Annotated in this window: 8 protein-coding genes; 2 read left to right on the top strand and 6 right to left on the bottom strand. The window is 40.3% G+C overall.

The annotated features are described in order from the left end of the window. The first annotated feature begins 318 nt into the window (after nt 1–318). Entirely contained in the window at nt 319–1,539 is a 1,221-nt protein-coding gene (locus tag AC52RT_RS12815; protein ID WP_495541103.1) for an ATP-binding protein, read from the top strand. Between the two features lie 53 nt (nt 1,540–1,592). Here AC52RT_RS12815 and AC52RT_RS12810 read toward each other — a convergent pair whose 3' ends face one another. Further along, nucleotides 1,593–2,216 (bottom strand): VC0807 family protein, encoded by a 624-nt coding sequence (locus AC52RT_RS12810; RefSeq protein WP_495541102.1) that lies wholly within the window; start codon nt 2,214–2,216, stop codon nt 1,593–1,595. 116 nt (nt 2,217–2,332) lie between these two features. Between AC52RT_RS12810 and AC52RT_RS12805 the strand changes: the two genes are divergently transcribed. Beyond that, the gene (locus AC52RT_RS12805; protein WP_495541101.1) at nt 2,333–4,288 is read left to right on the top strand and encodes an AMP-binding protein; all 1,956 of its coding nucleotides are present in this window, start codon (nt 2,333–2,335) and stop codon (nt 4,286–4,288) included. 52 nt (nt 4,289–4,340) lie between these two features. Here AC52RT_RS12805 and nadE read toward each other — a convergent pair whose 3' ends face one another. From nadE to AC52RT_RS12780, 5 genes are all read right to left on the bottom strand, one after another. Further along, nucleotides 4,341–5,168, bottom strand: a complete 828-nt coding sequence (gene nadE, locus AC52RT_RS12800; protein WP_495541100.1) for an NAD(+) synthase — start codon at nt 5,166–5,168, stop codon at nt 4,341–4,343. A gap of 32 nt (nt 5,169–5,200) precedes the next feature. Beyond that, entirely contained in the window at nt 5,201–6,673 is a 1,473-nt protein-coding gene (locus tag AC52RT_RS12795) for a nicotinate phosphoribosyltransferase (protein WP_495541099.1), read from the bottom strand. Between the two features lie 244 nt (nt 6,674–6,917). Further along, nucleotides 6,918–8,444 (bottom strand): acyl-CoA carboxylase subunit beta, encoded by a 1,527-nt coding sequence (locus tag AC52RT_RS12790; RefSeq protein WP_495541098.1) that lies wholly within the window; start codon nt 8,442–8,444, stop codon nt 6,918–6,920. A gap of 18 nt (nt 8,445–8,462) precedes the next feature. Then, a complete protein-coding gene (locus AC52RT_RS12785; RefSeq protein ID WP_495541097.1) occupies nt 8,463–9,239 on the bottom strand; it encodes an enoyl-CoA hydratase-related protein in 777 nt (258 codons plus the stop codon). Nucleotides 9,240–9,259: 20 nt separating this feature from the next. Continuing rightward, nucleotides 9,260–10,153 (bottom strand): hydroxymethylglutaryl-CoA lyase, encoded by an 894-nt coding sequence (locus AC52RT_RS12780; protein WP_495541104.1) that lies wholly within the window; start codon nt 10,151–10,153, stop codon nt 9,260–9,262. Nucleotides 10,154–10,161: the final 8 nt, after the last annotated feature.

The raw sequence follows: 10,161 nt of genomic DNA, 5'->3' as shown, positions 1-10,161 counted from the left end.
TTCATGCCACTTTCCCTTCCATGTTCCTCTTGTATAACAAAAAACACCTTTTTCGAAATAGGAGACCTATTGGTCTTGACTCTAAAAGTTGAAAGGTGTTTCTAAAATATTCCATTATCCTTTTATTATAACACTCATTTTATAAAAAGGTTTTATATAGACTCCTTGATGATTTTGTATTTTATTGTTTATTTTTCTCTTTTTCTAGTAATATAGAAGAATGCAAGAGAAAATTAAGGTAATTACCCCAATATATTATAAATATTCGCAATATATAGATGGGATAGGGGATTTTTTATTAGAGGTGTACAGATATAAATGAAAAAAAACATGGAAGATTATGAATTAGAACAATTAAAAAAAGAAAATCAGATGCTGCAGGAGCTTCTCACTGACCTACCGCTGAGTTTTACGTTTCAGCATAAAGACGGATACTCGATTAATAAAGTGGATGGTCACGGCTTGAGCATTGAAGCTAGTGATCAATTCCGTGAATGCAGCAAGCTCAATATCATGCCTGAGATCATTCCGTTTGAGGAAATTGAATTATTCGTTGCCCCCATTTTAAATTTAATACCGTATCATATCGTTTTTCTAGATAGTGACGGGATTATGACTTTCTGTAATGATCAGGCAGCTGTTGATCATGGTGAAGCAAAAGGCACCATGGTTGGGCGGCATATTAGAGATTTAATCAAAATTCCTGATGAAAAAATCATTATCCTAGAATCACTGCGCACGAATCAAGAAATTACCGATAGAGAAGTCCTTGATCGAAATTATTATAAAGTGAATACCAAACTCATTCACAATACAGATGGTTCGATTAAGCGGGTAATTGGTGTATTCTACTACCTAAAATCAATTAAGGAAGCGGAAAAACAAGCGGTAGCTGGGAGAATTGCAGCCGGAATTGCTCATGAAATTCGCAATCCGCTTACCACTGTCAGAGGGTATTTACAATTACTCCAAAGCAAGGTCGAGCCTAAGGTTTCCAATTTATTTTCTGAGTTATTAATTCCTGAAATCGATCGTGCTAATAAGATTATCACAGACTTTTTGGCGATAGCTAAGCCCGCGCAGACAAATATGGAATGGATGAATGCCGGTTATTTTCTTAACGATTACTTAATCACCTTTCTTCAGACTCAGGCCACGCTTTATAACGTCGACTTACAGTTGGAAATTAATCGAAACATTAATGATCTGTTCTTTATGGGTGATCGTGAAGAACTCTTACAGGTATTCATGAACCTTATGCAAAACTCAATCCAAGCAGCAAATAATGAGAAATTAAAGATCACAATTCAGGCTCAAGGAGAAGAAAACTATCTGCAGTTTATTTTTGCCGATAATGGAACAGGCATTAGTCCAGAGGTTTTCGCAAACATTTTTGAACCGTTTTTCTCCACTAAAGACTACGGTACTGGTCTTGGATTATCCGTTTCAAAGAAAATTATTGAAAACCATTCTGGTTTGCTGACTGCAAGAAGTAATCAACACGGCACCACTTTTTACATCGAATTGCCTATTAAATAAAGAGCTTATCCGTATCGAATCTTTTCGTTATGGATAGGCTATTTTATTTTTCTTCACTTCGGATTCTCTCTCGTTTCAGGACCTAGAAGTTTATAAACATAAAAAAACCCTACCCCCGCAATAATTGTAAATATCCAACTGATGACTTGTTGATAAATAATGCCTTCATCATAGGCGTCTACTCCGAACCGGCCGACTAGAATAATTCTTGTAACAGCTAGGACTAGTTCTCGAAAGCAAAAAACGAGGGTTATTACGTTAAAGACGCTAAAGATTCTTCCTCTATAAAATAAATCTTTCATCAGGGCCCGATCATTCCCTTGTAACTCAACGATATCAAGTGTGAGATATAAAGAGGCAGGTTTTTTAATAAGTATTGTTACTAAAAAAAATAACGCCGTTACGAAATCATAATAAATATGATTCCAGAGAAGCTGCAGTGCTGATCCCGCAAAAAACTCTATAAAAATTTTAATAAGCAGCGAAGTCAAAATATACATCCCAGTAAAGCTTACTTTTTTCATCGTATAAAAACGGTAAATACTATAGAGGATTCCAACTGAAGAAGATGCAAGAATAGCCGTATAATCACCCATATATATTCTTCCATAGTTCCAGATAAGCAGCGGCAATACGAGATAAAATAACAAGTCCAGAAATAAAATATATTTATTCATTAAAGCTCCTTTATTTAATTTTTCAACATCGCTATTATTACCATTGCATTTCCATCTATTATATAATGTAATTGTCAGAACGAAAAGAATTTTCAGAAAATATAAGGAGGTTACTCATGTGTGCCAATGAAGCAGTATGGTTTCCAAAAGAAGAATACCTTCAACAAACAAGATTATATCAATGGATGAACAAAACTGGTTTGACGAATTACGATGCATTTTTCCAAAGATCAATTGTTGACACTTCCTGGTTCTGGGATGAAGCGGTTAAAGAGCTTGGAATACTTTGGACTACCCCCTATCAAACAACACTTGATCTAACAAACGGAGTCAAATACCCTAGGTGGTTTACTGGCGGAAAAATGAATATTTATACAAATTCAGTAGAGAAATGGGCAAAGAATGAGCAAACAAAAGGAAATAAAGCGGTAATTTGGGTAGGTGATGATGGGAGTGAACAGACATTTACCTTTGAGGAACTGATGAATGAAGTTGAACGGACTGCAGCTGGTCTTTTAGCAACAGGCATTAAGCGCGGGGATGTCGTCACCATTTATTTACCTATGATCCCTGAGACAGTCATATCCATACTAGCGATTGCAAAAATTGGGGCTATTTTTTCACCGGTATTTTCTGGGTATGGCGCAGAAGCGGTTGCCGCTAGAATTGATGCTTCACAGGCAAAATTTTTGATAACCGCTGACGGATTCTTCAGACGTGGTAAAGTCGTAAATATGAAAAAAGAATGCGACCGAGCAGTTTCCCTCTCGCCGACTATCGAAAAAGTAATCGTGATTCGTCGGACAGGTCAAGAAATACTCTGGACGCAGGGACGTGATTTAGAATGGAACGATATACGCAAAAATGTAAGCACTTCCAATACGGTTGATACATATGGCGACGATCCTCTGATGCTTATTTATACATCTGGTACCACTGGAAAGCCTAAAGGAGCCGTTCACACACACGCAGGTTTCCCGATTAAGGCAGCTTTTGACGCTGGTATCTGTATGGATGTCAAACTTGGCGACACGCTTTTCTGGTATACGGATATGGGCTGGATGATGGGTCCATTTCTAATCTTCGGTGGATTGGTTAACGGTTCAGCCATTCTAGTATTCGAAGGAACGCCTGATTACCCAAATGCCAATCGCATTTGGAACATTACTGCTGACCACTCTGTTACACATCTGGGTATTTCGCCAACACTTGTTCGAAGCTTAATGAAGGATAGTAGCAGCTCTGTTGATTCGTTTAATTTAGAAAATCTTAGAGTGATTGGGTCCTCTGGTGAACCTTGGAATCTCGAACCTTGGATGTGGTTATTTGAAACAATCGGTAAAAAAAGGATTCCTATCGTCAATTATTCTGGAGGAACTGAAATTTCTGGAGGTATTCTTGGAAATGTATTAGTGAAACCAATTTCTCCAATTACGTTTAACTCCCCGCTCCCAGGTATGGATGCACACGTATATAATGAGCAAGCAGAGTCTGTCATAAGTCAGGTTGGCGAATTGGTGATAGGTAAACCATGGGTTGGGATGACGAACGGATTCTGGAATGAAAACGAACGATATGAAGATACTTACTGGAGCCGATGGCCTGATACTTGGGTACATGGAGATTGGGCGATTATTGATGAACAAGGTTTTTGGACGATTACAGGTCGTTCTGATGATATTTTGAATGTTGCTGGAAAACGCCTAGGCCCTTCAGAGCTTGAATCTATTTTGGCTGCGCATGAAGACGTTCTTGAATCCGCCACAATCGGTGTTCCTGATCAAATTAAGGGTGAAACTGCTGTTTGTTTTGTCGTATTACAGCACAATTTATTGTTAACGCCTGAACTAAAACAAGAATTATTGAAGAAGATTGAAAGGCAGCTCGGTAAAGCTTTACTACCTTCGATGATTTATCAGGTATCAGAGCTGCCAAAAACAAAAAATGGGAAAATACTACGTCGAGTCATTAAAGCAGCCTTTCTTCAAAAAGATACTGGCGACTTGACGTCAATAGATAATCCATCATCCCTAAATCAAATAAAAACGTTACACCCTGCCGTAAAAGAATAAAGAAAAGTCCTGAAGATCCCCTTTTCAAGAGATCTCCAGGACTACTTTATTCTTACTTCCACCATGCATCTAAAACAGAGATTGCTTCATTACGCTTATGTTCAGTCTTCGTATACCAGCCTTCAATAATTTCAGCTGCTTCTGTACGTATCTCTTTGCCTTCGAGATAATTGTCAATGTCTTCATATGAAACACCGAGTGCCACTTCATCGGGAACAAGAGGCTTATCGTCTTCAAGGTCAGCTGTAGGAATCTTTGTATACAGCCTTTCAGGAGCTTGAAGATATTTTAAAATAGCCCGGCCTTGTCTTTTGTTTAAGCGATATAATGGAATCAAGTCTGCTGCTCCATCACCATGTTTTGTGAAAAATCCAGTAATGGCTTCTGCCGCATGATCCGTTCCTAATACCACACCATGGTACAATCCTGCTAAATCATATTGGACTTTCATCCGTTCACGCGCTTTCACATTTCCTTTGAGGAAATGTGACATTTCTTCACCTGTTGCTTCTTCAACTGCTTTTACAGAAGCATCTACACTTGGCTTAATATTAACCGTCACTGTTTTAGACGGCTGTATAAACTCAAGTGCCAATGTACGGTCTGCTTCATCGGCTTGAACTCCGTAAGGCAAACTTACAGCAACAAATTGATAGTCTCCGCCAATTTCTTGATTTAACTCATTAACAGCCGTTTGAGCCATATATCCTGCTAGAGTGGAATCTTGCCCCCCAGATATGCCTAGGATTAGACTTTTAAGAAAAGAATTCTTTTTCAAATAATCCTTTAAGAAGTCCACACTTTTTCTGAATTCTGCTTCGGGATCAATGCTTGGCTGTACTAACAGCTTTGTAACGATTTCCTTTTGTAATGGACGCATACTAAAACCTCATTTCTGAATTAGTAACACTTCTATATTTTTAAAAGTGCCCGCTCTACGTTCAACTTAACTTCATCAATATTTCGCATTTTCGTATCCCAGCATTTTTGGCTTAAATCGACCGGATATTCCTCAGGATTAAGGGTCCTTAAATATTCTGGCCATAACAGCTCTAAATTCCGGCTGGCAAATCCCCTGATTTCTTCTATTGCTGGAAGTGGATAGATCCGTTTTCCTGCTTGATAAATATCCTCATGCAAATCAACTGCTTCATAATCGGTGACAAATTTACTTAAAAAAGTATGAACCGGATGGAACAGGCGTAATTTCTCTTCATCCTGCGGCGACTCATCTTCCATCGCAATGTAATCACCCTCTGAATGGCCGTTCATCTTATTTATAATGCGGTATACCCTTTTTAATCCTGGTGTACTGACCTTTTCTGGGTTTGAAGAAATTTTGATGGTATCAATCATATTCCCTGTTTCATCTTCAATTGAAACCATTTTATACACGGCGCCGAGTGCTGGTTGATCATAGGCAGTAATAAGCTTCGTACCAATTCCCCATACATCAATTCGGGCACCCTGTTGTTTCAAGTTGATAATCGTATACTCATCGAGGTCATTCGAAGCTATGACTTTGGCATGAGTAAACCCCGCCTTATCCAGCATCTCTCGTGCCATTTTTGATAAATAAGCAAGGTCTCCACTGTCAAGGCGAACTCCAATAAAATTAATCTTATCGCCCAGTTCCTTTGCAACCCGAATCGCATTTGGGATTCCCGACCGCAGCGTATCATAAGTATCAACAAGAAAAACGCAGTCCTTATGCGTACTTGCATATTTATGAAACGCTGTGTATTCGTCTTTATATGTCTGAATCATCGCATGGGAATGCGTGCCTGAAACAGGAATACCGAATAGCTTCCCTGCCCGAACATTACTTGTTGACTCGAAACCAGCAACAAAGGCCGCACGTGCTCCCCAAATAGCTGCATCCATTTCCTGAGCGCGGCGCGATCCGAATTCTAGAGCAGATTCATCACCTATGATTTGTTTAATTCTTGATGCTTTTGTAGCTACCAGCGTTTGATAATTAATGATATTCAAAAGGGCTGTTTCAATAAGCTGTGCTTGTGCAAGTGGTGCTTCCACTCTAAGTATAGGTTCGTTAGCGAAAACCAATTCCCCTTCTTTCATGCAGCGGATATTTCCAGTAAAGGTTAAATCACGAAGGAAGTTTAAAAATTCTTCTTTAAACCCTAACTCCTTTCGTAAATACTCAATATCACTTTCTGAGAATGAAAAATTCTCAATATACTGAATAATTTTTTCGAGTCCAGCAAAAACGGCATAGCCGCTGTGAAAAGGAAGTTTTCTAAAAAACACCTCAAACACCGCATTTTTTTGGTGGATGTTATCCTCCCAATACGTTTGGGCCATGTTGATTTGATAAAGATCTGTGTGTAATCCTAAGCTGTCGTCTATGTAGTTCGTTGACATAAAAATGTATCCTCCCAAAGAAGCTGACTACCCATTTGCGGACCGTAATTTAACAATTATCGGTATTTTCGGTATCATTTCGACTAGATTAATCTCCTCACATTGTACCTTTATTACGATTACTTGGAAACCATTTAGCTTTATTATCTTTTAATAAATATCGTATCCTTATTTGGATGATTCTACTACGCCGCAAAAGGATTCAAAAAAGTCCGGTCCCATGACCGGACTTTAAGATACCTATTCAGACTGGATTCACACCATGCTTGCGATGTGTAAACGTTAGTTCTTTGGATCCATAAGCGGCAAAACGAGTGATTAACTCCTGACGCAGGTCCTCTGGTTGAACAATCCCATCAATCACCATTTCCGACGCTAAACGATAAATGTCTATGTCTTCTTTGTATTCATTACGTTTAAGTTCAATGAACGAAGCTCGTTCTTCCAAAGGCAGCTCTTGTATTTTCTTTGCATACACAGCATTTACAGCAGCCTCTGGTCCCATAACCGCAATGGATGCAGTGGGCAATGCAAGGCAGCAATCCGGTTCAAATGCTGGTCCTGCCATGGCATAAAGCCCGGCTCCATATGCTTTTCGAACAACTACTGATATCTTGGGAACAGTTGCTTCACTAACCGCTGATATCATTTTTGCCCCATGGCGGATAATTCCAGCTTGTTCAACTTTTGTCCCAATCATAAAACCAGGAATATCAGCTAAAAACAGCAATGGTATATGGAAGGCATCACAAAGCTGAATGAATTTAGCAGCCTTGTCGGCAGAATCATGGAAAAGTGTCCCCCCTTTTACCCTAGGCTGATTGGCAATAATTCCAATGGATTGACCGTTCAACCGTGCCAAGCCCGTAATAAGTTCTGCTGCAAACAATTCTTTAATTTCACAAAAGCTGCCTTCATCAATTAAACAGGCTAGGAGATCTTTCATATTAAATGCAGCATTTTGATTTGCAGGGATTAAACCAGCGATTGATGACTCCGGCTTTTCAGGCTGACGTGGCTCCTTACTAATCGGCTTTTGCTGATAATTGGCAGGAAAATAGGATAAATAGCGCCGGGCAAAACTAATCGCTTCTTCTTCCGTTTTAGCGAGTACATCGCCGCATCCAGAAACCGAACAATGCATCTTAGCGCCGCCCATCTCTTCTTCAGTGACTTTTTCACCAATGACCATTTCGGCCATACGAGGTGAGCCAAGATACATGGAGGCATTGCCTTCTACCATAACAACAATGTCACAAAACGCCGGTATGTAAGCACCGCCAGCAGCTGATGGACCAAATAACAAGCAAATTTGCGGGACTTGACCTGATAATTTTACTTGATTATAAAAAATACGCCCTGCCCCTCGTCGTCCTGGGAACATTTCCACTTGATCGGTAATTCGAGCCCCGGCGGAGTCAACCAAGTAAAGCAGAGGAAGTTGAAGTTTTTCAGCCGTTTCCTGGATACGGATGATTTTTTCTACGGTCTTAGCTCCCCAAGATCCCGCTTTTACTGTTGAATCATTGGCCATCACACAAACTCTTTGTCCGTTTATGGTTCCCACACCTGTGACTACTCCGTCAGCTGGCAAACCATTGCTTAAACAATTAGCAAAGAAAGCATCTTCGATATCCAATCCCTCATCAAATAATAACTGCAGCCTGTCTCTAACAAATAATTTTCCTTTTTCAGCATTACTTTGATGATATTTTTCCGCGCCGCCTTTTTTTATCTTTTCAACGGTCGTCTTCATTTCACTAATGGCCATGATGCATGCCTCCTCGATTTATCTGCCTTCAAAAATCGGCTTTCGCTTTTCGCTGAATGCCCGTAATCCTTCTGTACGATCATAGCTTGCAATCGTCTGTTCATAGGATGCTGCTTCAATTAGTAATCCTGATGGGATATCACTTTGCAGCCCACTGTTTATGGCTTGTTTTGCTGCTTTTAAAGCAAGTGGTGCATTTTGGGCAATTTCTTTCGCTAGATTCAAGGCGGTTGGTTGAAGTTGATCAGACGGCACTACTTTATTAAGGATACCTAGTGTCCAAGCCTCCTTTGCCGTGATTTTTCTTGCTGTAAAGATCAGTTCCTTCGCTGCTGCAGCACCCGCAATTCTAGGTAATCTTTGCGTACCTCCGCCCCCTGGGATAATCCCAAGCGACGTTTCTGTTAACCCCAGTTTGCAGTTCTCTCCTGCCAACCGGATATCACAGGCAAGAGCAAGTTCCAAGCCTCCGCCAAAAGCTGCACCATTCATCGCAGCAATCACCGGCATTGGAAATTGTTCAATGGCTGTCATCGTTTTACTAATGAGAGAGACCGTTTGTTTTACTTCTATTTCATTCATTCCTGCACGTTCTTTTAAGTCAGCTCCAGCACAGAAAACCCGTTCACCAGCACCAGTGATGATAAGACAGCGCAGTTGTTGATTACTAATCTCTTTCAACGTTTCATTTAGTCTAATTAGCATAGTAAGCGATAAAGCATTAGCTGCTTCTGGACGATTCAGTGTCAATATTCCGACGTTCTCGACAATTTCAAGCTCAATTATATTGGACACCCCTTCGCCTCCCTATTGGCTTAGTTTTCATTGATTGGTGCAGTATAGGCAGCAAGCATGTGGCTAGGTAGATTTTTTTGTAGTTTATCCCTCATAAATACACCGGCTTGCAATAATTTTTGGATATCGACTCCCGTGTTAATGTTCATTTGGTTCAGCATTTGTACCAGGTCTTCAGTTGCAGCATTTCCACTAGCTCCAGGTGCATACGGACAGCCGCCAAGGCCTCCAAGTGCTGCATCAAAGATCTCAATTCCATAATCGAGAGCAGCAAGAACATTGGCAAGGGCCATTCCCCGCGTATCATGAAAGTGCATAGCAAGATCAGTGGATGTGTAGCGTTTTAGCGCCAATTCCAGAAAGTCTTCTATTTGATTCGGTGAGGCCGCACCAATCGTATCTCCAAGTGATACTTCGCGAACGCCCATTTCAAGCAGTTTGTCACAGATTCGGAATACCTGTTCAACTGGTACCGGTCCTTCATACGGACAACCAAAAGCAGTCGATATATAGCCTCGGGCCGTTTTACCGCCTTGAAGAGCACCTTGAACAACCTCTTCTAAAATCGGATACGTGTCGACTATCGATTTATTAATATTTGCTTGATTATGCGATTCACTTGCCGACATGAACACGGATACCTCATCAATATTTGCTTCTAATGCAGTATCCAGCCCTTTCATATTAGGGACCAATGCTGCATACGTAATCCCTTGATACCGTTTGATCGCTTTTGCCACTTCACGTGCATCACTCAGTTGAGGAATCCATTTAGGATGAACAAACGATGTAATTTCAATATAGGTTAATCCCGTATTAGACAGGCGGTCAATCCACTCAATTTTATCTGCCGTTTCAATGATTTCATCTTCATTTTGCAGGCCATCGCGGGGGCCGACTTCTTTTATCTGTATTTTTTGTT

The organism is Peribacillus sp. (assembly GCF_059453735.1).
Note: the sequence above shows the minus strand (reverse complement) of the source record. Positions and strands in the feature narration are given on the sequence as shown.